Source organism: Pantoea sp. NSTU24, from assembly GCF_050157905.1.
GTDB lineage: Bacteria > Pseudomonadota > Gammaproteobacteria > Enterobacterales > Enterobacteriaceae > Pantoea.
Map to the genome: position 1 here is coordinate 503,023 of NZ_JBKIWZ010000001.1, position 21,730 is coordinate 524,752.

A 21,730-nucleotide genomic window follows, 5' to 3' on the forward strand; every position below is an offset into this window, starting at 1 on the left:
GAACGGGTCAGGGAGTTGAGTATGCAAAGCAGACTGGCCGCTCTGAACGGACGGGCGATCCTTGCCATAAGCCACAGTGAGTCCTGTGGAAATGCACGAATGAGATAGCAGAGGTTAAATGGCCATGCTATCGGCAGGAAAAGGCTGATTTTCCGGGCTGTTGACCGGTTTTACGGAAGCCTTACCGGAAAGTATAGGTTGATAAAGTTGCATGGCAAGATATTGAAGTAAAAAGAAAAAAAGCGAAGCGGCAAAAATAATCCAGCTAAAATCAGGCGAATCCGTACTATTTTTTTCCAGAAAGCGGAATAAGTGCAGCGTGAAACGGCCAGCGTCTGTTATCTGCTTTATTAATCTTTTCCTCTACATGTGACCTGCTCAGACTTGCTGTCTTCAGCGCCGCTGCTTCGCTTGCCTTTTACCCGGCTGACGCCAGAATTGATTTATCACTGGCCTGAATCGCCGGCTTGTCAGCAAGCCTGTGAAGAGGCGTTTATTACAGGACGTTTAGCAGACTATGTTCTCATTCGACTGGCATCGATTTTTACTCAACGACCAACCGGCCACCTTTTTATTTGAGGTCATGGCGCGGGTCCTGATCGCCTATCTGGTGGTCTTTACCTTTCTGAAAGTGTCCGGCCGGCGCGGTGTACGTCAGCTGTCGCTGTTTGAACTGGTCGTGATTCTGACGCTGGGGTCGGCATCCGGTGACGTGACGTTTTACGACGATGTACCGGTGCTGCCGGTCATTATGGTCTTTGTGGTGCTGCTGGCACTGTATCGGCTGACCACCTGGCTGACGGCACACAGCCCGCGCTTTTCCCGGCTTATTCAGGGCGACGTTATTACGCTGATTCAGGAGGGCGTGTATGTGCTGGAGAGTCTGGACCAGCTCAATATTTCCGAAGATGAGTTTTATATGGAACTGCGACAGAGTGGCGTTGAGCATCTGGGCCAGATCCGGCTGGCGCTGGTCGAGGTTGATGGTCAGCTCAGCCTCTATTTTTATGACGATGACGACATGCGCGCCGGATTAAGTGTGCTGCCCCCTGCGCATCGGCAGGATTACAGCCGCGTGCCGCTCAGCGCACTCTACGCCTGCACCCGTTGTGGTAAGACGCAGAGGATTGAGGCGCAGCAGCAGGCCGTCTGTCCACGCTGTCAGCGACAGCGCTGGTCTGCGGCACTGAGCGTGCGCCGTCTGCATTGAGGCAGGCTTCCGTTCAGCGTTAACGTCTGAAATCGTCCTCATTAATAGCAGCAAAGCAGGTGCTGAGAGGACATTTTTGCTGACCTGAACCGGTGAAGTTGTCCGCGTTCAGCCAGTTGCTCAGGGCGCGCTGAATAGCGGGCCATTCACAATCGATAATGGACAGCCAGTCGCTATCGCGATTGCGCTTTTTACGAATCATCACCTGACGTAAGCGACCTTCAAAACGAAACCCAAGCCGTTCTGCTGCCGCTCGCGATGCGATATTCGTTGAATCACATCGCCAGGCGACCCGGCGATAGCCGGGTTCAAAGGCCTGTTTCAGCAAGAGAAAAATGGCTTCACTGCCCTTAGCACTGCGCTGCATAAGTGGCGACCAGGTCACGTGACCGATTTCAATAGTGCCATGTTCTGGCTCAATACTGGCGAAGCAGACCACACCACAGGGCTGCTCCGCCAGTGTGCAGACGGCAAATGATACCAGGGCCGCATTCATCACTTTTTCTGCAATCCAGCTCTGCATCTGCGCCAGGGTGGTGGGCCGCTCCGCACCCAGCCAGGTCCAGTCGCGATCGTCGGGTGCCAGCATAAATGCCTGCAATATCGCTTCTGCATGATCAACGCTTAGCGGCATGAGAAGGCAGTGCTGGCCGATAAGTAATGCGCAGGACGGTCTGGCAACCGGCTGCCAGTCGGGCAGCGCTTCACCCACCCGCTGATCAAATTGATTGATGTTCAACAGCACCTCCTTAAAGAAAGCGGACCATCAGTCGCGAAGCGTCTGCAGGTGACCTGACGGGCTATTCTGAACCGCCGTTAAATCCGTCGCAGTCTGTTGCTGCTCACCACATAACTTTGCCTGTTACTGACAGAAAAAGAAAACCTTTCGGGCAGCATAACCGCACCGTTTCTGCTGAGGTGTGCTTATGAAAGTGAGGCTGGCCAGTGCATTACTGTTTTTATCTCTTTCCTGTGGCGCATTTGCACAACAGGTGATCGGTGAAAGCCATCCGCATTCACGCAGTGCGAGATGGCTGGAGCAGGGGAGTCAGGTGGATACGGCGGACTCGCCGGATGAACATCTGCTGGAAAGACGGGAGTGGCGAAGCAGCCTGCAACGCAGGCCGTCATAAACCGGGTTCCCGGCAGAGGGTTCTGCCGGGAACGCCAGGGCAGGCTTAGCGCGCCTGATCCGGTGACATTATATCGTCGCCTGGGTTGCGGCCATGCCGGGAACCAGAATGACCTTGCGGCACTCCTCTTCGCGTCTGGCGAAAATATCATAGCCACGCGCAGCGTCTTCCAGCGGCAGATGGTGGGTGACAATCTCCTCCGGCGTCAGATGCCCCTGCTCGATCAGCGTCAGCAGGTCAGGCAGATAGGCGTGAACATGCGTCTGTCCCATCTTAAAGGTCAGCCCCTTGTCGAAGGCGTCACCAAACAGGAAGCCGTGAATAAATCCGGCATAAACACCCGGCACGCTGACGATACCGCCACGACGTACTGCGGCAATACACTGACGCAACGCCTTGCCGCTGCTGCCCTCCAGTTTGAGGTTGGTGAGCACCGTCTCCGTCAGGCTGCCTTTTGCCTCGAACCCGATAGCGTCGATCACCGCATCCACACCCCGGTTACCGGTGCTGTGCTCGATGATCCAGCCCGCCGGATCGTCAATATCGTCGAAGTTAATGGGGATAACGCCGTAACGCTCGCGGGCAAAGTTCAGACGGTAGTTATTGTGATCAATCATGAAAATCTGTTCGGCACCCTGCTGCCGGGCGCAGGCCGCACTTAACAAGCCGACTGGCCCCGCCCCAAAAATCGCCAGGCTGGAGCCCGGTTTCACTTCCGCATTTTTTACCGCCTGCCAGGCTGTAGGCAGGATGTCTGACAGGAACAGCACCTTCTCATCTGACAGCACGGACGGCACCTTAAACGGGCCGGTATTAGCCTTTGGCACCCGGACATACTCTGCCTGACCACCGGGGACGCCACCATAGAGCTTACTGTAGCCAAACAGCGCCGCAGGGGGCGTGATGTTTTTGCGGTTCAGGATAGCGCCCCGGCCGCTGTTGGTATTTTCGCAGGCGGCATACTGGTTCAGCAGGCAGAAAAAGCAGTCACCACAGGCGATAACGAATGGGATCACCACCCGATCGCCTTTGGCGACGGCGGTCACGGCGCTGCCGGCTTCAACCACTTCACCCATAAACTCATGACCAAAGATATCACCATGTCCGGTGCCGGGAATCTTGCCGCGGTAAAGGTGCAGATCGGAACCGCAAATCGCGGTGGCGGTCACGCGCAGAATAATATCATCTGCAGCCTCCAGTCCCGGATCCGGTACGTTATCCACGCTGACTTTATGCGGGCCGTGATAGGTTAATGCTTTCATCTGTTCATCTCCTGCTGGCAGGGAAACGGCGGTCATACCAGAGGGCTGACCGCTGACGGGGAAAACTCAGGCAATCTGAAATCGAAACCTGCCTGAAGTGTAGTAACCCTTTGAGAAGTAAGCAGAGCGGTACAGCAGTCCGGACCGTTTCAGCCGGGCTGGCAGGGCGGATGCAGATGAGCGGAGGCCGCCGTCACCGCAGGGGCGTCGGGCTGCCAGCGCGTCAGGTCGGCCAGCGCCCGCCGGTAGTCCGTGTCGATCTGAGCCGGCACCTGTTCGATGTAGTGGAACGCGTGCGTCCGCGTTTCCCCTGTGAGCTGTTGCAGATAGCGACGGGCATCATCCAGCGTCGGGATCTGGCCTTCAATGCCCGCCATCCGTGCAGGCAGGCCGGTCCAGATCAGACCTTCAATCCCCTTCGACTGCGCCCATGCCGCCAGCGGCCCTGTGGCGGTTTCGGTCACGGTCATCATGCCAATGCCGTCGACGCGGCTGTCCGGAATCGCCTCACGAATGCGCAGGGCGCGGCAGGCGCTCTCCAGGGAGGCGGTGTTCAGCCACGCCCAGAGCACCGGCACCGGACGGGCATTGAGGCAGATGGCTGTCGAGAGTTCGCCACCATCTGCGATGCGCACGAATTCAATCGGTACAGCAGGACCATCATGGTGCCACTGGCTGGCTACCGGCAGTGCGCCGGTTTTCCAGATTAACGATCCCCATCCAAGGCAGGCAATTTTCATTCTTTTCTCCTGAGCACCGGCAGGCGTTATCGCAACACCCTTGGTTAAAGCGTAGACCGTTGCGCTAATCCGTTACAGGGATCACTTTTTCAGGGCGGAAATTGACGGGGAAAGATGGCATGATCGCCGCGCAGCTGCGCTGCACAACCTGACGATTTTTTCGGCAATTTATGCATGTTTATCTGCATGGCTTGAACTTTTATCGTCAGGTAGTGTAAAAAATGGCGCACGCAAACGATTACCTATGCACAGAGGGTCAGCGTGACGGCTGATTTCTTTGGTGGCAGCTGAGGCGCAGAGCGGAGAGATGATCTGTCTGACGCCTCAGGTTACTGGCGGCTTTTAACACGGAATATCTGATGAAAACCACGCAAACTGGCACACTGGGTGCGCTTGAAAGGGGCGTCGATACGGGATGGCGTAAAACCGACACCATGTGGATGCTGGGCCTGTATGGCACCGCGATCGGCGCAGGGGTGCTGTTTCTGCCCATCAATGCCGGCGTCGGCGGGCTGATTCCGTTGATGATTATGGCGATACTGGCGTTTCCGCTGACCTTTTACGCGCATCGCGCCCTGACACGGTTTGTCCTCTCTGGTAACAATCCCGCTGGTGACATCACGGAAGTCGTCGAGGAGCATTTTGGCGTCGGCGCGGGCAAAGTGATTACGCTGCTCTATTTCTTCGCTATTTACCCAATCCTGCTGATGTACAGTGTGGCGATTACTAACACGGTAGAGAGCCTGATGGTCAACCAGCTCGGTCTGGTGCCGCCGCCTCGCGCGCTGCTATCGCTGCTGCTGATTGTCGGATTGATGACCATCGTGCGGTTTGGCGAAAAGATGATCGTCAAAGCAATGAGCGTGCTGGTTTACCCTTTTGTCGCGGTACTGATGCTGATGGCCTGCTATCTGATCCCGCACTGGCACGGCGCAGCATTCTCTGCACTCAGCATTCAGCCTGCGGGCAGCAGCCTGTGGATGACGCTGTGGCTGGCAATTCCGGTGATGGTCTTTTCATTTAACCATTCACCTATCATCTCCTCCTTTGCGCTGGCAAAGCGTGAAGAGTATGGCGATGCGGCAGAGAAAAAATGTTCACGGATTCTGGCCTGCTCACATCTGATGATGGTGGTCACGGTGATGTTCTTTGTGTTCAGCTGCGTGCTAAGCCTGTCACCGGCAGATCTGCAGGCGGCCAAAGCACAGAACATCACCATCCTCTCCTATCTGGCCAACCATTTTCAGGTGCCGATGATTGCCTGGCTTGGACCGCTGATTGCTATTGTGGCCATCACCAAATCGTTCCTGGGTCACTATCTGGGCGCGCGTGAAGGGTTTAACGGCATAGTGAACAAAGCGCTGCGCAGCCGGGGCAGAAGCCTTGCACCTGCCCGACTGAATCGCCTGACCACGCTCTTTATGCTGCTGACCACCTGGCTGGTCGCGACGCTGGACCCGAATATTCTCGGCATGATTGAAACGCTGGGCGGACCGGTCATCGCCATGATTCTGTTCCTGATGCCGATGTATGCGATTCAGAAAGTCCCGGCAATGCGTCAGTACAGCGGCAGAATCAGCAACCTGTTTGTGGTGCTGACTGGACTGATTGCGATTTCCGCCATCTTCTATTCATTGGTGAAGTAACCCGCCAGCAGGCACCTCTCATCACGCCGGGATGTGCCTGCCGCCTTTTCCCTGACTTCTCATTTACCCTGGCTGACCGGCCGCAGGTCTGCCAGAGCACGCCTTTCAGACGCATCTGGTCAGCAATCGTTACATTTCTTATCCATTCACATGGTAAAGTAAACGCGAATAATTATTATTTCTTTGAAGGACAGGAGACACATGAAACTCGGGATTGCTGCTGCCACCACACTTTTACTCTCTGCCACCTGTGCCGCAACCACCTATCCGGTCACGGTGACCGACATGGACGGTCAGAAAATTACACTGCAGAAAGAGCCACAGCATGTGATTTTGCAGGATGGCCGTGACGTGATGACGCTGGCATTACTGGATCGACAGAATCCGTTTCAGCGGGTCGTGGCCTGGAACAATCTGCCGAAGAAGCAGGATACCCAGACCTGGGATCTGCTGAAGCAGCGCTGGCCGCAGGCGACATCGATTGTGGATATGGGCTTTAACGATCAGGGGCAGGTTAATCTGGAGAGTGTGCTGGCGAAGCAGCCGGATCTGATGATTGCGCAGCTGCGTGCGAAACCGGCGCTGGCGCAGTCAGGCGTGCTTGCCACCCTGAAAAATCTCCACATTCCGGTGCTGTTCCTGGATGACGAGCTTCATCCGAAAGAGAACACGCTGAAGAGCGTGAAGGTGCTGGGCACCGTGCTGAACCGCGAAGCAGAGGCGAAAGCGTACGCCGATTTTTATCAGCAGCGCTGGGATATGCTTCAGCAGAAGATTGCTGGCATATCACACAAGCCAACGGTCTTTATTGAACCCATTGCCGGCAACAGCGATAGCTGCTGCTTCACTCACGGTCATAATGGCTGGGGCGCGCTGGTGGAAGCGGTCGGCGGAAAAAATATCGGCTCTTCGCTGCTGCCCGGCAGCTCAGGCTTTGTGTCGCTGGAGAAGATTATCGCCATGAAGCCGGACGTCTACATCATGACCGGTTCTAAACGCCCGAACAGCAACGTGCTGCCGTTTGGTTATGGCGCGAGTCAGACCGATGTGACTGCCACCTTTAACCGCCTGCAGAGCCGCACTGGAGTCGCGCAGATCGAACCGGTGAAACAGAAACGGGTCTATGGCGTTTATCACCATTTCTACAATCACCCTTACAACATCATCGGCATGGAAATTCTGGCAAAAGACCTCTATCCCGAGAGCTTCCGGGATCTCGATCCTGCCGCCGATTATCATCACATCGTGACTCGCTTTACGGGATTACCGGATGCGCCAGTAATCCTCAGTACCCCCTGAGCGAAACGCGCGCAGTGACCTGATCGGTTTCAGCGTGCCCGGTCGGGCAGAGGCCTCTCTGTCCGGCCAGCCCTGACCCTCCCGGCAATGCGCGTGGCCAATGTTAAGAAAGCGATAAGTAAGCGTAATTTTGTGTAAGTTAATGGTTTTTAAGACTATTTCCGATGCTTCCTGCCGTCGCGATTGCCATGATGCCACTAAACGGTATCTGAATCGCCGTTATCTGGAGGCAAGACCATGAAAAAAACAACGTTAACGCTTATCGCTTCAATTCTGACATGCAGCACACTCTTCTCTCAGGCCGTACGGGCGGATGATCACGATCAGGGACACCGTATGCCGGTGCCGCATCAGAACAGTGATCGTGGGCCAGACAACCGCGATCACACGCCTAATCGTGGCCGCGATAATCCGGGTCATAGCGACAGAAATCCGCATGATCTGGGTCGGGATCATCATGAAGATCGCAGCCGTCGTGACAGTGACGATGCGCGCGACCATTTCGCCTGGCAGGGCCACGACTTCCGTCGCGGTCATCCGGTCCCGCCGGAATATCGCGGCGATCATTACCGTGTAGCCGACTGGCATGAACGCGGTCTGCGTGAACCGCCGCGTGGTTATCACTGGGCAGACATCGACGGCAACTATGTGCTGATTGCGGCTGCAACCGGTGTCATTACCGCTCTGGTACTGAACAGCGCCATGAACTGATCCTCCCGGGATGGCGTCGGCCATCCCGCTTTCTTTCCGTTTTGTTGTCCCAGCGTCTATCCTGAGATTCCATGCTGAACATTCCCTGTGTAAGGAGTCATGATGACGACGGTTAAGATGGTGGCGGTAGATATGGACGGCACCTTTCTGGACGATAGCAAGCAGTACAACCGATCCCGCTTTCTCGCCTGCTATCAGCAACTCATCACCCGTGACATCAGGTTTGTGGTGGCCAGTGGCAACCAGTATTACCAGCTCAAATCATTTTTCCCGGAGATTGCCGGCGAGATCGCCTTTGTCGCAGAGAACGGCGCCTGGATTATTGACCGTGATGAAGAGCTGTTTTGCGGAGCTTTTGAACGCCGCGATGTGGAGGCCGTGATCGCCACGCTGCAAAACGGTGACTATCCAGGCCTGCGCTATCTGCTGTGCGGCCGGGAAAGCGCTTACTACTTTGAGGGCATGGACGAAACGTGGCTGAAGAAGATGCGGCATTACTGCCACCGGCTGAAGCCGATTAACCGGCTGGATGAGGTGCAGGATGACCGCCTGTTCAAGTTCGCGCTGAACCTCTCTGATGACTATATTGAGCCCCTGATGGCAGATATTGAGCGGCTGCACCAGGGCCGCGTAGCCGCAACATCCAGCGGCCACGGTTCAGTTGATCTGATCGTACCCGGAAACCATAAGGCACATGGTCTGGATCTGCTGGCCGGCCGCTGGGGGATTTCACATGACCAGGTGCTGGCCTTTGGCGATGGCGGCAACGATCTGGAAATGCTCAGACAGTCCGGTTTCAGTTTTGCTATGGCTAATGCGCCAGAGCGGGTGAAGCAGGCGGCGCGCTATATGGCCCCCTCCAACAACGAGCAGGGCGTGCTGCAGGTAATTGAGCAGATGCTGGCAGGCAGCGGGCCCTTCAGCACCGCATCGGCTTAGCTGAGCGGCACCGCCTGCCGCGCGCCGGATGAGACCGCGCGAGCTACGCTGTCACGGACCAGGCACTGACGATCATTCTCTGCATCTGCTCGCGACGGTAATCGACCAGTGAATTTTTGCTGTTGGCACGCGCCAGAATCCACTCCGTCTCTGTATGGCTCAGCGATGGCCCATCCTGCCAGAAAGGCACGATCGCCTGCTGCTGCAGCCACTGCTTAAGAAACCGGGCCGGAGAGTCTGTATGTTCGGTGAAGAGCTGCGCATGCAGCTCTGCCATCAACTGGCGCTGCAACGGATGCTCGCTGTCCGCCAGCAGATCCAGGAACGGGAACAACAGACGGCCGCACACTTCACCATGATGGAAGGGCTTGATCGCGCCCAGCTCACCGGCAATACCGTGGATCACTCCCAGCCCGGCGCTGCTGAGGCTGACTCCGCCCAGCCATGACGCCATCATCATTGCGTCCCGGGCCCGATCGCCCGCGGCATCCTCCTGATTCAGACCCGGCCAGGCCTCGATAAACTGACGCAGGCCGGTCAGCGCCAGCTGGCGCGTGAAAAGATTCCCTTTGCTGGAGAGATAAGCTTCAAACAGGTGGGTAAAGGCATCGATACCGCAGGTCGCCAGCACCCGATCCGGTGCGCCTTTCAGCAGGTCAGAATCGAGGATTGCGACCTGCGGCACAAAGACCGGATGACGCAGTGATGCTTTGATCTGAATCTCGTGCTGATCGGTGACTACCGCATTCTGGGTGACTTCGCTGCCGGTTCCGGCCGTGGTAGGAATGGCGATTAGCGGCAACGTAATGGGCTGAACCGCCGTGTCACCTGTTTTTTCCAGATAACGGGCGACAGGTAACGGATGCTGCACCATCGCGCTGAACGCTTTCGCCGCATCCAGTACGCTCCCTCCGCCAATGGCGACCACCCGATCGACATGACCGCGCCAGCGCGCCACCCAGCCATCAATCTCGGCGGGGGAGGCTTCATGGCTGACGATTTCATAACCAATAATGTGGTCATTGAGTCCGTCTTTCAGCCTGGCGTAGGCCGGGCCCTGCAGAAAAGAGTGCCCGCAAAACAGCAGCGTAGGCTGCGGACGGGCGGCCAGCAGCGGCAGCAGTTTATCCAGGCTCCCGCGGCCAAAGAGGGTTCGTTGATTACTGTACAGCTCACTCAGGTTCTCACTCACCAGCGCATCCTTTATCTGTTTCGCTAAAATCTGAGTGTAACGAAAAGCGCCGGGCTGGCATTGGCAAACTTTCTGATAACGCACCGGCAAAAAGTTGATCACCTTCGCAAAACAGAAATTCACCCCTGCGGGAGGGTGCTTTCATGCGGATGTTACCCTTAACATGTTATCGGTAACAGCGTTTGTCGGGATGTGTAAACATTTTACAGATGCTCTGTTTTGTCGCCTTCCGGGGCTCATGATAATAATCGACACCGAATGCTGTTCGGTGCGCAAGGTGGAGAAAAGCTATGCCATTACTCTATGTGGCGATCGGCGTCGCGTTACTGCTGCTGCTGATGATTCGCTTTAAGCTCAATGGATTTATCGCGCTGATTCTGGTGGCGCTGGCGGTCGGTGTGATGCAGGGCATGCCGGTAAATAAAGTGATTACTTCCATTAAAGCGGGCGTCGGCGGCACGCTGGGCAGCCTGGCGCTGATTATGGGATTCGGCGCCATGCTCGGTAAACTGCTGGCCGACTGCGGCGGTGCGCAGCGTATTGCGACTACCCTGATTGAAAAATTCGGCACGAAACATATTCAGTGGGCGCTGGTGCTGACCGGTTTTATTGTCGGATTCGCACTGTTCTATGAGGTCGGTTTTGTGCTGATGCTGCCGCTGGTGTTCAGCGTGGCGGCCTCGGCGCGCGTGCCGTTGCTCTACGTCGGGGTGCCCATGGCGGCTGCCCTCTCCGTAACGCACGGCTTCCTGCCGCCGCATCCGGGTCCGACCGCCATTGCTACGCTCTTTAACGCCGACATGGGTAAAACGCTGCTGTTCGGCACCCTGCTGGGGATTCCAACGGTGATTCTGGCCGGACCGGTCTACGCCCGTTTCCTGAAAAACATCGACAAACCTATTCCTCAGGGTCTCTATAATCCGAAAACCTTTACCGAAGCGGAAATGCCCGGGTTTGGTGTCAGCGTCTGGACGGCGCTGGTTCCGGTGGTGCTGATGGCGCTGCGTGCAGTGGCGGAGATGCTGTTACCTAAGGGCCATGCACTGCTGCCTTACGCCGAGTTCTTTGGTGACCCGGTGATGGCTACACTGATTGCCGTGCTGATTGCGATCTTCACTTTCGGCCTCAACCGCGGCCGCACGATGGAACAGGTTATGGATACCCTGACCGACTCCATCAAAATCATTGCCATGATGCTGTTGATTATTGGCGGTGGCGGGGCCTTTAAACAGGTTCTGGTGGACAGCGGCGTGGATAAATATATCGCCAGCATGATGCACTCAACCCAGCTTTCGCCGATTTTCATGGCGTGGTCTATTGCTGCGGTGCTGCGTATTGCACTCGGCTCGGCAACGGTCGCGGCGATCACCGCCGGTGGGATTGTGGCACCGCTGATTGTTACCAGCGGTGCCAGTCCGGAACTGATGGTCATCGCGGTGGGGTCTGGCAGCGTGATCTTCTCTCACGTCAATGACCCGGGCTTCTGGCTGTTTAAAGAGTATTTCAACCTGACGATTGGCGAAACCATCCGCTCCTGGTCAGCGCTGGAAACCATTATCTCGGTATGCGGACTGGTGGGCTGCCTGCTGCTTTCCTGGATGATTTAATTACGGACGGGAGACTGAAGCGTCCGGTCGGGGGAGGGATGGCCCGATAAGGTTTACCGGGAAGGCATTGAAATCGGGCCGCAACGTGCGGCCCGGCATCATCAACGTTCTCAATCCGTCATTTTAGTGAGACGGTCCAAAACCGGCTTTCACCATCTCTTCGCGCAGTGCCCGCGCTATCTCGCGGTTGCCACCGGTGACCGGATAGATAACATTATTCACCACATCATCAAGGTAATGCTCGTCAAACTCCTGCATCGTGAGCTGAGTGCCGCCTTCATCGTTAATGGCGAATGAACCTTTGATGTGATTACCGCTGTTTTTTGCCTTAAGGCTATAGCGGCCCATGCTGGTATTAATCGTGCTCATAAGATCTCCTCGCGACTCATTTCAGTCTCATTACTGTTGAGGGCTGCCTTGCCGCCTAAATTTTAGCCAGGCATTGCCTGATAAACGAAAAAGTCGTGCCACTAAAAGATAGTGTTGCGATCCTAATCTCATAACAGGAATAAAAGCGAAAGTTGCTGAACTTATGAACAGTTGAGCCTTAAGTGAAGCGGTATAACATATTTTTCTGTCTATACTGCTTACAGGAAAAGTGTTTAATCGATGCGGGGAAAAGGAAATGAAAATTATTCTGTGGATAATTGCGATCATCTTTATCGTAGGCTTGCTGACCCTGACTGGGGTGTTCAAACTGATTTTCTGATGACAGAGGGCTGAGACAGTCTCTGCAGCGGGCACCTAATCAGGTGCCCGCAATGTTTTATAGCTGTCCAGCAGACACTGGCTGACAGGATCCATTCGCGTATCAGGCAGCAGATCCTGCAGACCCAGTGGCTTCTGACAGCACGCACAACAGGCGCCATGGAAGTTATGCCTGTTCTTATTGAAATGCGTGAAAATAAACCGGGCGCTTCCACACTGCGTACAGCGTATCTTCATTACCATTCTGTTTCCTTCCCTCCCTGTTTAAGTACATGTCCTGATGTCCCCTCCAGACTGGTTAAGCGGACGTTATCTATTGCCGCACAATATTATTTTGTGCTGCGACGAGAAACGTAATTTTTTACGGCCCGCAATGTTTGTTGCCAAATGCGAATCTGACCGCTAAAAGACATTTCCCTGATGCTGATCAACACTTACCTGCTGATGGCTAAAATGTCCGCCAATAGCGCGTCGTTACTGGAATTAATGACACAACTGGTTCATTTCTGGTCTGAAAAGCGTGAGTCTCTGATAAGAAAAATCGGAGGGAGGTGCATGTTTTTTGCTCTTTCGTGCTATGGCCGGTGGGGCAGGCTAAAAAAACAGACCTGTGTGCGGCGACAAATGCCCTGGCTGACGATGAAATTCATAGGGCAGGGACACAGACAGCGGCAATTCTCCTTAATAAGAATTTTCTTTTTATCAGTAATGCTGCGTAACTATCAAAACGAAAAAGCGTTGTTTTTCCAGCGGGTTAGCCACAAGGCCCGCTTAGCTATCCGCTTTCTCTTCTGTACCGATACGCAAGCCGAAAAGCAGGAAAGTGTGATGTGTGCACAGAAAGTCGATATTTATCACTTTTTCATCAAATCGGACTGGACAAATCCCTCCGCAATTGCTGTACTAGAGCACGACACAGTTTAGTGTCCATTTTTCATGTAAAGGTAATATAGATGTCTAAGATCAAAGGTAACGTTAAGTGGTTTAATGAATCTAAAGGATTCGGTTTCATTACTCCTGAAGATGGCAGCAAAGATGTATTCGTACACTTCTCTGCAATCCAGAGCAACGGCTTCAAAACTCTGGCTGAAGGTCAGCGCGTTGAGTTTGAAATCACCGACGGCGCGAAAGGCCCATCTGCTGCTAACGTTATCAGTCTGTAAGTTAACAGTCAGAATTCTAAAAACCCGCCTTATGGCGGGTTTTTTTATGTCTCCAGTCCGCCCGCGCTTTCACGCCTCGACCCCGACCCCGACCCCTTTAGCGGTCAGCCGCCGCACAAACTGCGCGACGCCTCACAATAAATCCTCGTAACATCTTTATAACAATCTGAGATGCAGCTTTTTTGCGGACAACGCTATATAACTGTGCGACAGAACCCGGTATGAGGAGGCAGGATGAAGATACGACAGGCTGAGTTGAAAGACAGTTTTGCGCTGAGCGCCTTGTTAAGCGAGTTAGGCTATGAGGGAACCGAAAGCTTTATCGAACAGCGCCTGGCGCAATTGTGCAGCGATCCCAGTGAAGCGTTGCTGGTCGCGGAGCATGGCAGCCAGGTACTCGGTTTTCTGTCGCTGCATTTTATTCCTCAGCTAGCGCTGGCAGGGGACTTCGCCCGCATCAGCTATTTCTGTATCGCAGAAGGGGAACGCAGTAAAGGCGTGGGCCAGCAGCTGATTCAGCATGCCGAAACGCTGGCGGCGCAGCGCGGCTGCGATCGTATGGAAGTCCATTGTCATCAGTCACGTCTCAAGGCCAATCAGTTTTACGCCCGTGAAGGCTACAGTGAATCGCCCTGTTATCTGGTCAAAGCACTGCAGTAAGCTGAAAGGCCGCAGAAGAATGGCCCGGTTCTCTCTGACTGCCCGGACAACCGGGAGCTGAGGCTGATGCTCACTGTTGTGCTGAGCCGTATCTCAGCCGTTTATGCTCTCCGGATGACGTTCAGCCAGCAGAAATCATCAGCGGCGCTCTGCGGCATGTTCTATCCCTGCACGCTGTCCGGGCTGCCACAGGCGCATCGGCTCCCTTACAGGGCATAGCGGCCGCCGCGCGACCATGAGCGAGCGGGCTTACCGCAGTCAGAAACAGCATGGTACAGTCGGAGTGCTGGCTGCGGTAAGCCACTCTCATTCATCAGACTGGCGCAACGGGAGAAAAGAATAATGAAAGTCGCACTGGGGCAGTTTGCGGTAAGCCGCGAGTGGCAAGAGAATGCCGCGATTTGCCTGGATTTAATGCAGCGTGCGGCAAAAGGCGATGCCGACATGCTGGTGCTGCCTGAAGCCGTGCTTGCGCGTGATAACAGCGATCCCGATTTTGTGCTCCAGGCAGCACAGCCTCTGGACGGGCCTTTTCTGAACCAGTTACTCGTCGCCAGCCAGCAAAACGCGCTGACCACGATCATGAGTGTGCATGTGCCTGCCGGGCAGCAGAAAGTGCTTAATGTACTGGTGGCTATCCGCAGCGGAAAAATCATTGCCGCCTATGAAAAGCTTCATCTCTACGACGCCTTCGCAATGCAGGAGTCTCAGCGCGTTAATCCGGGCCATGCCGTTCCGCCACTGATTGAGGTTGCAGGAATGAAGGTCGGTCTGATGACCTGCTATGACGTGCGCTTCCCGGAACTGGCGCGGCGGCTGGCTCTGGATGGCGCAGACGTGCTGGTGCTGCCCGCCGCCTGGGTCAGAGGGCCACTGAAAGAGATGCACTGGGCGTTGCTGACCCGCGCCCGGGCACTGGAAAATACCTGCTACATGGTGGCGGTGGGAGAATGTGGCCCACGCAATATCGGCAGTAGTCTGGTCGTCGATCCGCTGGGCGTAGCAGTGGCAAATGCTGCGGAAGCGCCTGCGCTGTTGTTTGCTGAAATCGACCCGGAGCGCGTTGCCTATGCGCGTCGGGTTCTGCCAGTGCTGGAGAACCGGCGCTTTGCGCGTCCTGAACTCAACGGATCGTTATAAAGCCTGTCAGGCGCGGAAACAGATGATACACTCTTTGCGCCTGATGCCACCCATGCGGTCGCCTGACGGGCGGGGGGACATTGCTTCCGTCGGTTGAGTGATGCCTGGCCTGGTGACGGCGATCTTACTCTGTTACAGATTGCAGTTGTCTCCACAGACAAACTGCGCATAAATAACAGGTACCGTGATTCGATAGAGTTGAAAGGTTAAATATGGAAGGTATCAGTATTGCCAAGCTGCTGATTATCGGTGCGCTTATCGTACTGCTTTTTGGTACCAACAAGCTGCGCTCACTGGGTGGCGATCTGGGCTCTGCCATCAAAGGCTTTAAGAAAGCTATGAAAGATGAAGATACCAGTGCGACCCGCACAACAGCTGAAGACGTGCCGGCAGAGCGCGTTGTTCACAAAGATTAAGCAGTTAGTTACAGCTGATAACTGTTACTTTTTATGTCGGGTACATAAAAAAAACCAGACCGCAAAGTCTGGTTTTTTGTTTTTGGGCGTCATGAAGGGCGGAATTATTTTACTTCTTCGCCTTTCGCCTGCATGTCTGCATGATAGGAGGAGCGGACAAACGGACCGCATGCGGCATGGGTAAAGCCCATTGCCATCGCCTCTTCTTTCATCTCATCGAACTCTGCCGGGCTGACATAGCGCTGAACCGGCAGGTGATGACGGCTGGGCTGCAGATACTGTCCCAGCGTCAGCATGGTGACGCCGTGACGACGCAGATCTCGCATTACCTCGATAATTTCGGCGTTCGTTTCGCCCAGACCCACCATCAGACCCGATTTAGTCGGAACATCCGGATGCGCTTCTTTAAAACGCTCGAGCAGCTTCAGTGACCACTCATAGTTTGCACCTGGACGCACCTGACGATAAACGCGCGGAACGTTTTCCAGATTGTGGTTAAACACATCCGGTGGGGTGGCAGTGAGGATTTCCAGTGCACGATCCATGCGGCCACGGAAGTCCGGTACCAGCGTTTCGATTTTAATGGTGGGGTTCTTTTCGCGGATTGCGCTGATGCAGTCGGCAAAGTGCTGTGCACCCCCGTCTCGCAGATCGTCGCGGTCAACAGAGGTAATCACTACGTAACGCAGGCCCATATCAGCGATGGTCTGCGCCAGCTTAATAGGTTCATTGGCATCCGGCGCGTTAGGACGACCGTGCGCTACATCGCAGAACGGGCAGCGGCGGGTACAGATTGCGCCAAGGATCATAAACGTTGCGGTGCCATGGTTGAAGCATTCTGCGAGGTTAGGGCAGGATGCCTCTTCACAAACTGAGTGCAGCCCGTTTTTACGCATTGCGGCTTTGATGCCCTGAATACGACTGGAGTCAGCGGGCAGCTTGATTTTCATCCATTCCGGCTTACGCAACATCTCCTGCCGTTCAACAGCCACGGTTTTCACCGGGATCAGCGCCATTTTGTCTGCGTCACGATATTTGACGCCGCGTTCCATCTGAATTGGTTTACTCATAAATCAGCGGGTTCCGGTCGGATTGCGATTTGAAAGCTTTCCCACTCAAACCGGGAAGGAGGCTTTCAACTTTATTTGAGAAAAGTGCAAAAATTATATCATCTCATCGTCTGCGAAGCAGCCACCCTCAGCGCAGATAAGTTACATATTTGTAAATCCGCACGCTGCGTTAAGCCTTAACAGGCAGATCGCCAGCCACCCATTCAACAGTTTCATAACCTGCCAGTCGTGCAAACGCGCTGACCAGCGGTGTCTGTACCTGAGCTGTGGTCACGTCAGGCTGAAAATGTTTCAGCTGGGTCATGCTCATTCCGGCATAGCCGCAGGGATTAATGCGCAGGAAGGGCGAGAGATCCATCGCCACATTCAGCGCCAGTCCGTGAAACGAACAGCCTTTGCGAATGCGCAAGCCCAGAGAGCAGATCTTCTCTTCACCGACATAGACGCCGGGTGCGTCGGCCCGCGCCCGGGCGCTGACGCCAAAATCCGCCAGCGTAGCAATGACCGTCTCTTCCAGAATAGTGACCAGCTGGCGCACACCGAGCTTACGGCGTTTGACGTCGATCAATACGTACATGACCTGCTGGCCAGGGCCGTGATAGGTGACCTGTCCGCCGCGGTCACTCTGCACCACCGGAATGTCGCCCGGCATCAGCAGATGCTCTGCTTTTCCTGCCTGACCCTGGGTAAAGACCGGGGGATGTTCGACCAGCCAGATTTCATCACGACTCTGGTCGTCGCGCTGGTCAGTGTAGTGGTGCATGGCGTCGGAGGCAGATTGCCAGTCGCACAGACCTGACTGGCGGACAAGAAGAGTTTCAGATAACAAAACAGGCGTCCGTTAAAAGGAATACGCTAAGAAGAATGTCGGCAAACCGTCAGGAAGAGGCGTCCTGCCGACCCGTCATTTACAGAACCATCCGCACGATATCAATTTTGCCCAGGTCTTCATACAGGCGTTCAACCTGTTCGATATGAGTAGCCGTGATAGTAATGTTGACGGAGTGATAGTTGCCTTTGCTGCTCGGCTTGACTTCAGGACTGTAGTCGCCGGGCGCATGACGTTGCACCACTTCAACCACTTGATCAACCAGCTCCGGTTGCGCCAGACCCATCACTTTATAGGTAAAAGGGGTAGGAAATTCGAGCAGTTCATTCAGTTTGGTTTTCATATTTACTCCGGTGCATAAAAAAACAGGCTCCCGCCTGAGCGGGAGCATCATAATAGCTGGTAATGGGGGCGAAGGGGTGATTTTTCAATCACCCGCCACGCTTAACCGAACCAGTGATGGAACATCAGTTTGATGTAATCCACGATACGGCCAAAGAAACCGCCTTCTGAAACTTCGTTCAGCACCACCAGCGGACGCTGCTCGATAGTCTTGCCATCCAGCTGGAAGTTGATGCTGCCAACAACCTGGTTTTTCTTCAGCGGTGCATGCAGTTCTGTATTGGTCAGCACATAGCTGGCTTTCAGATCTTTCATCCGGCCACGGGGAATGGTCAGGTATGCATCTTTTTCCACACCCAGCTGTACACGGTCGCTATCGCCAAACCAGACCGGCTCAGAGGCAAACTCTTTGCCTGCTTTCAGTGGCGCGACGGTTTCGAAGAAACGGAAGCCCCAGGTAAGCAGTTTCTTACTCTCGGTTTCACGGCCTTTAAAGGTATGGCCGCCCATGACGGCAGAAATCAGGCGCATCTGGCCTTCGGTCGCAGATGCTACCAGGTTAAACCCCGCAGAGTTAGTATGACCGGTCTTAATGCCATCCACGTTCAGGCTGGTGTCCCACAGCAGACCATTACGGTTCATCTGACGGATGTTGTTAAAGGTAAATTCTTTCTCTTTATAGATGGCGTACTCATCCGGCACGTCGCGGATTAGCGCCTGACCAATCAGCGCCATGTCGCGCGCGGAGCTGTACTGACCTTCAGCATCCAGACCATGTACGGTGCCGAAGTGCGTATTCTGCAGGCCAATTGCTTTGACGTAATTGTTCATCAGGTTAACGAACGCATCCTGACTGCCGGCGACATAGTCAGCCATGGCAACACAGGCATCGTTACCGGACTGCAGCACGATCCCACGCGTCAGCTGAGAAACCGGCACACGGTCGCCTGGCTTCAGGAACATCAGTGAAGAGCCTTTAAACACCGGGTTGCCGGTCGCCCAGGCATCCGGGCCTATGGTGACCATATCGTCCTGATGAATTTTTCCCGCTTTTACGGCCTGACCAATGACATAGCTGGTCATCATTTTGGTCAGACTGGCAGGATCGCGGCGTGCATCGGCGTTTTTCTCAGCCAGCACTTTGCCCGAGTTGTAGTCGATAAGGACATACGCTTCGGCATCAATATCCGGTACGCCCGGAATCATGGTCTTGAGATTGACGTCATCAGCAATAGCAGCATGGCTGAGAGAGAAGGCGATCAGTGATCCCACTGTCAGGCGTTTCAGCAAACGAGATGATTTCAGCGTGTTCATGTGTAGGACTACAACATCCGTGAGTTTAAGGTTAAAAATGTCACTCATCATACCCAATGCCAGATCATCTGACACCGGGCGTGATGATTGGGTCGTTAGCAGATGTAACGTGCAGCGGTCTGATTAACGACTCAGCGACGCGTATTCGTAATAAATGAGGCGGTCTGCCCCTCACTGCTCAGACGCTGTTGCAGCGCAGCCGCTTCCGCGCGGGAGGCATAGCCGCCAAGCTGAACGCGATAGACATTGTTGCCAGCCGCTTCAACTTTGCCTGGCACACCGTAACGCTGGCTCAGGCTTTTCATCATCTGACGCGCACGTGCGGGATCGTTCAGCGCACCCACCTGTACCACATAGCCTGCAGCTTCACCGCTGCTGGCAGCGGGGGCCGCCACCGCCGCAGGGGCCGCAACTGCCGCGGGGGCAGCCACAGCGGCTGGGGACGCCGCAGGGGGCTCGCTGCCTTCCAGTACGCCATTCGCTAAGGGCTGAGGCGCGCCAAGGAAGCCGCTGCTCTGAACCGGCGCCCCCATGTTGTCGCTGCTCTGCAGTGTGCTGTTGCTGATGGCATCGACATTCTGGGCAGGCGGCTCAGCGTTGGCCGCGCTGCCGCCGTTCATCACGTTACCCCCGCTCAGATCCGGACGAGACGGCAGCGCGTAGCTCTGCTTAGCAACCACGGTGCCAATGGTGCCAGGGCCGGAGAGCGTGCCGTCAGGCGCGACCTTAATATAGTCGACCCGGACCCGGGAATTGTTGGAAATGTTCAGGCGGTCACCCGCCGCCCGCGACAGGTCGATAATGCGGCCAGGCGTATAGGGCCCGCGATCGTTTACGCGTACCACAATCTGACGGCCATTTGCCATGTTCGTCACCCGCACATAGCTCGGCAGCGGCAGCGTAGGGTGAGCGGCAGTCAGCGCATCGGGATCGTAGCTTTCACCGGTGGCGGTGCGGTTGCCCTGCGCCTCTTCGCCATACCAGGCCGCGATGCCGATTTCGCTATAGTTCGAGGGATCTTTAATGATGCGATAATTTTTGCCGTTAACGCTGTAATCCTGGCTGGTCGCCGGATTAACCGGTTCATAGCGTGGCTCAACGCCTGGAATCTCCACCACCGGTCCATTATAAGCCGGTTGCGGCGGTGCCGTATTTTGGGGTTCTGGCGTGGTACAGGCCGCCAGAACCAGTGATGCCAGTGCAACGCCAAGCCATTCCTTACGCATCTGCAACCTCTTAGACACTTTTAGATAACATTTTTCGGTGAGTGTGGATCGACATCACAATGCCAAATCCTGCCATAAGCACGATCAGCGCGGAGCCGCCATAACTGACCAGCGGCAGCGGTACGCCAACCACCGGTAAGATACCACTAACCATGCCAATGTTAACGAAAACATAAACGAATAAAATCAGCATCAAACCGCCTGCCATGACCCGGCCAAAGGTGGTCTGCGCCCGGGCAGCCACCACTAATCCGCGCATAATCAGCAGCAGATAAAGGGTCAGCAGTAGCAGGACACCCACCAGCCCTAACTCCTCGGCCAGAACCGCAAAGATAAAGTCGGTGTGACGTTCCGGTAAGAACTCCAGCTGAGACTGGGTGCCCTGCAGCCAGCCTTTGCCGCGCAGCCCCCCTGAGCCGATGGCAATTTTTGACTGAATAATGTGGTAACCGGCTCCCAGCGGGTCCGTTTCCGGATCGAGCAGCATCATCACACGGTCACGCTGATAATCGTGCATCAGGAAGAACCACAGAATCGGAATAAAGGCCGCCACAAGCAGAACCGCCACGCCAATCAGTTTCCAGCTCATGCCGGAGAGAAACAGGACAAAAAGGCCTGAAGCAGCAATCAGTATCGACGTGCCGAGATCGGGTTGCGCCGCCACCAGCAGGGTAGGGACAAAGATCAGCACCAGGGCAATACCGGTGTTTTTCAGGGTCGGCGGACAGACATCACGGTTGATAAAGCGCGCCACCATCAGCGGCACGGCAATTTTGGCAATCTCCGAAGGCTGGAAACGGACAAAGCCGAGATCGAGCCAGCGCTGTGCGCCTTTACTGATCTGCCCAAAGGCATCGACCGCCACCAGCAGAATAACGCAGACAATATAAAGATAGGGTGCCCAGCCTTCATAAACGCGCGGTGGCACCTGCGCCAGCACAATCATAATCACCAGACCCATCGCGATCTGACCCAGCTTGCGCTCCATCATGCCAGGATCCTGGCCACTGGCACTCCAGATCACCACGGCGCTGTAGGTCAGCAGGCCGAGAATGATCAGCATAAACAGCGGATCGATGTGGATACGCATCCAGATCGATCGTTTCTGCGGACTATCTTGCAT

General features: G+C 55.1%; 23 protein-coding genes. 12 read left to right on the forward strand and 11 right to left on the reverse strand.

Annotated features, from left to right (window positions below; all coding sequences use genetic code 11):
• Nucleotides 1-517 precede the first annotated feature (517 nt).
• A complete protein-coding gene (locus ACLHDD_RS02510) occupies nucleotides 518-1,210 on the forward strand; it encodes a YetF domain-containing protein (protein WP_427102804.1) in 693 nt (230 codons plus the stop codon).
• 19 nt (nucleotides 1,211-1,229) lie between these two features.
• Here the strand turns inward: ACLHDD_RS02510 and ACLHDD_RS02515 are convergent, their stop codons facing one another.
• Nucleotides 1,230-1,949, reverse strand: coding sequence for a GNAT family N-acetyltransferase (locus ACLHDD_RS02515; RefSeq protein ID WP_427102805.1), 720 nt, complete (start codon nucleotides 1,947-1,949; stop codon nucleotides 1,230-1,232).
• A gap of 187 nt (nucleotides 1,950-2,136) precedes the next feature.
• On the opposite strand from ACLHDD_RS02515, the gene ACLHDD_RS02520 reads away from it, so the two are divergent.
• On the forward strand, nucleotides 2,137-2,343 hold the full coding sequence (locus ACLHDD_RS02520; protein WP_427102806.1) for a hypothetical protein: 207 nt from the start codon (nucleotides 2,137-2,139) through the stop codon (nucleotides 2,341-2,343).
• A 68-nt stretch (nucleotides 2,344-2,411) separates the two neighbouring features.
• Here ACLHDD_RS02520 and ACLHDD_RS02525 read toward each other — a convergent pair whose 3' ends face one another.
• Together ACLHDD_RS02525 and ACLHDD_RS02530 are read right to left on the reverse strand one after the other, a co-directional pair.
• Nucleotides 2,412-3,605 (reverse strand): zinc-dependent alcohol dehydrogenase, encoded by a 1,194-nt coding sequence (locus tag ACLHDD_RS02525; protein ID WP_427102807.1) that lies wholly within the window; start codon nucleotides 3,603-3,605, stop codon nucleotides 2,412-2,414.
• 149 nt (nucleotides 3,606-3,754) lie between these two features.
• Nucleotides 3,755-4,345 (reverse strand): hypothetical protein, encoded by a 591-nt coding sequence (locus ACLHDD_RS02530; RefSeq protein ID WP_427102808.1) that lies wholly within the window; start codon nucleotides 4,343-4,345, stop codon nucleotides 3,755-3,757.
• A 359-nt stretch (nucleotides 4,346-4,704) separates the two neighbouring features.
• Between ACLHDD_RS02530 and ACLHDD_RS02535 the strand changes: the two genes are divergently transcribed.
• The 4 genes from ACLHDD_RS02535 to ACLHDD_RS02550 all read left to right on the forward strand — a co-directional run bounded on the left by ACLHDD_RS02535 (nucleotide 4,705) and on the right by ACLHDD_RS02550 (nucleotide 8,940).
• Nucleotides 4,705-5,991 (forward strand): HAAAP family serine/threonine permease, encoded by a 1,287-nt coding sequence (locus ACLHDD_RS02535; protein ID WP_427102809.1) that lies wholly within the window; start codon nucleotides 4,705-4,707, stop codon nucleotides 5,989-5,991.
• 201 nt (nucleotides 5,992-6,192) lie between these two features.
• Complete coding sequence (locus tag ACLHDD_RS02540; protein WP_427102810.1) at nucleotides 6,193-7,290, forward strand: ABC transporter substrate-binding protein; 1,098 nt, start codon at nucleotides 6,193-6,195, stop codon at nucleotides 7,288-7,290.
• A gap of 237 nt (nucleotides 7,291-7,527) precedes the next feature.
• Nucleotides 7,528-8,001, forward strand: coding sequence for an RcnB family protein (locus ACLHDD_RS02545; RefSeq protein WP_427102811.1), 474 nt, complete (start codon nucleotides 7,528-7,530; stop codon nucleotides 7,999-8,001).
• A gap of 102 nt (nucleotides 8,002-8,103) precedes the next feature.
• Nucleotides 8,104-8,940, forward strand: a complete 837-nt coding sequence (locus tag ACLHDD_RS02550) for a Cof-type HAD-IIB family hydrolase (RefSeq protein ID WP_427102812.1) — start codon at nucleotides 8,104-8,106, stop codon at nucleotides 8,938-8,940.
• A 43-nt stretch (nucleotides 8,941-8,983) separates the two neighbouring features.
• Here the strand turns inward: ACLHDD_RS02550 and ACLHDD_RS02555 are convergent, their stop codons facing one another.
• On the reverse strand, nucleotides 8,984-10,132 hold the full coding sequence (locus tag ACLHDD_RS02555; RefSeq protein WP_427102813.1) for an iron-containing alcohol dehydrogenase: 1,149 nt from the start codon (nucleotides 10,130-10,132) through the stop codon (nucleotides 8,984-8,986).
• Nucleotides 10,133-10,422: 290 nt separating this feature from the next.
• Here ACLHDD_RS02555 and gntT point away from each other — a divergent pair, with 290 nt between their 5' ends.
• Nucleotides 10,423-11,739 (forward strand): gluconate transporter, encoded by a 1,317-nt coding sequence (gene gntT, locus ACLHDD_RS02560; RefSeq protein WP_111139015.1) that lies wholly within the window; start codon nucleotides 10,423-10,425, stop codon nucleotides 11,737-11,739.
• Nucleotides 11,740-11,862: 123 nt separating this feature from the next.
• Here the strand turns inward: gntT and ACLHDD_RS02565 are convergent, their stop codons facing one another.
• A complete protein-coding gene (locus ACLHDD_RS02565; protein ID WP_128084117.1) occupies nucleotides 11,863-12,108 on the reverse strand; it encodes a hypothetical protein in 246 nt (81 codons plus the stop codon).
• 759 nt (nucleotides 12,109-12,867) lie between these two features.
• On the opposite strand from ACLHDD_RS02565, the gene ACLHDD_RS02570 reads away from it, so the two are divergent.
• The 5 genes from ACLHDD_RS02570 (at nucleotide 12,868) to tatE (ending at nucleotide 15,826) form a co-directional block, all read left to right on the forward strand.
• The gene (locus tag ACLHDD_RS02570; RefSeq protein WP_427102814.1) at nucleotides 12,868-13,371 is read left to right on the forward strand and encodes a hypothetical protein; all 504 of its coding nucleotides are present in this window, start codon (nucleotides 12,868-12,870) and stop codon (nucleotides 13,369-13,371) included.
• Between the two features lie 29 nt (nucleotides 13,372-13,400).
• Entirely contained in the window at nucleotides 13,401-13,610 is a 210-nt protein-coding gene (cspE, locus tag ACLHDD_RS02575; protein WP_006118399.1) for a transcription antiterminator/RNA stability regulator CspE, read from the forward strand.
• Nucleotides 13,611-13,844: 234 nt separating this feature from the next.
• The gene (locus ACLHDD_RS02580) at nucleotides 13,845-14,270 is read left to right on the forward strand and encodes an N-acetyltransferase family protein (protein WP_427102815.1); all 426 of its coding nucleotides are present in this window, start codon (nucleotides 13,845-13,847) and stop codon (nucleotides 14,268-14,270) included.
• A gap of 342 nt (nucleotides 14,271-14,612) precedes the next feature.
• The gene (locus ACLHDD_RS02585) at nucleotides 14,613-15,410 is read left to right on the forward strand and encodes a deaminated glutathione amidase (RefSeq protein ID WP_427102816.1); all 798 of its coding nucleotides are present in this window, start codon (nucleotides 14,613-14,615) and stop codon (nucleotides 15,408-15,410) included.
• A gap of 212 nt (nucleotides 15,411-15,622) precedes the next feature.
• On the forward strand, nucleotides 15,623-15,826 hold the full coding sequence (gene tatE / locus ACLHDD_RS02590; RefSeq protein WP_003854033.1) for a twin-arginine translocase subunit TatE: 204 nt from the start codon (nucleotides 15,623-15,625) through the stop codon (nucleotides 15,824-15,826).
• Between the two features lie 104 nt (nucleotides 15,827-15,930).
• Here the strand turns inward: tatE and lipA are convergent, their stop codons facing one another.
• From lipA to mrdB, 6 genes are all read right to left on the reverse strand, one after another.
• Nucleotides 15,931-16,896: a lipoyl synthase gene (lipA, locus tag ACLHDD_RS02595; RefSeq protein WP_427102817.1), complete on the reverse strand. Its 966-nt coding sequence runs from the start codon at nucleotides 16,894-16,896 to the stop codon at nucleotides 15,931-15,933.
• A gap of 169 nt (nucleotides 16,897-17,065) precedes the next feature.
• Nucleotides 17,066-17,725, reverse strand: a complete 660-nt coding sequence (gene lipB, locus ACLHDD_RS02600) for a lipoyl(octanoyl) transferase LipB (protein ID WP_427102818.1) — start codon at nucleotides 17,723-17,725, stop codon at nucleotides 17,066-17,068.
• A gap of 79 nt (nucleotides 17,726-17,804) precedes the next feature.
• Entirely contained in the window at nucleotides 17,805-18,068 is a 264-nt protein-coding gene (gene ybeD, locus ACLHDD_RS02605) for a DUF493 family protein YbeD (protein ID WP_427102819.1), read from the reverse strand.
• 101 nt (nucleotides 18,069-18,169) lie between these two features.
• A complete protein-coding gene (dacA, locus tag ACLHDD_RS02610; protein WP_427102820.1) occupies nucleotides 18,170-19,381 on the reverse strand; it encodes a D-alanyl-D-alanine carboxypeptidase DacA in 1,212 nt (403 codons plus the stop codon).
• Nucleotides 19,382-19,512: 131 nt separating this feature from the next.
• Complete coding sequence (gene rlpA / locus ACLHDD_RS02615; protein WP_427102821.1) at nucleotides 19,513-20,607, reverse strand: endolytic peptidoglycan transglycosylase RlpA; 1,095 nt, start codon at nucleotides 20,605-20,607, stop codon at nucleotides 19,513-19,515.
• 10 nt (nucleotides 20,608-20,617) lie between these two features.
• Nucleotides 20,618-21,730 (reverse strand): peptidoglycan glycosyltransferase MrdB, encoded by a 1,113-nt coding sequence (gene mrdB, locus ACLHDD_RS02620; protein WP_033736585.1) that lies wholly within the window; start codon nucleotides 21,728-21,730, stop codon nucleotides 20,618-20,620.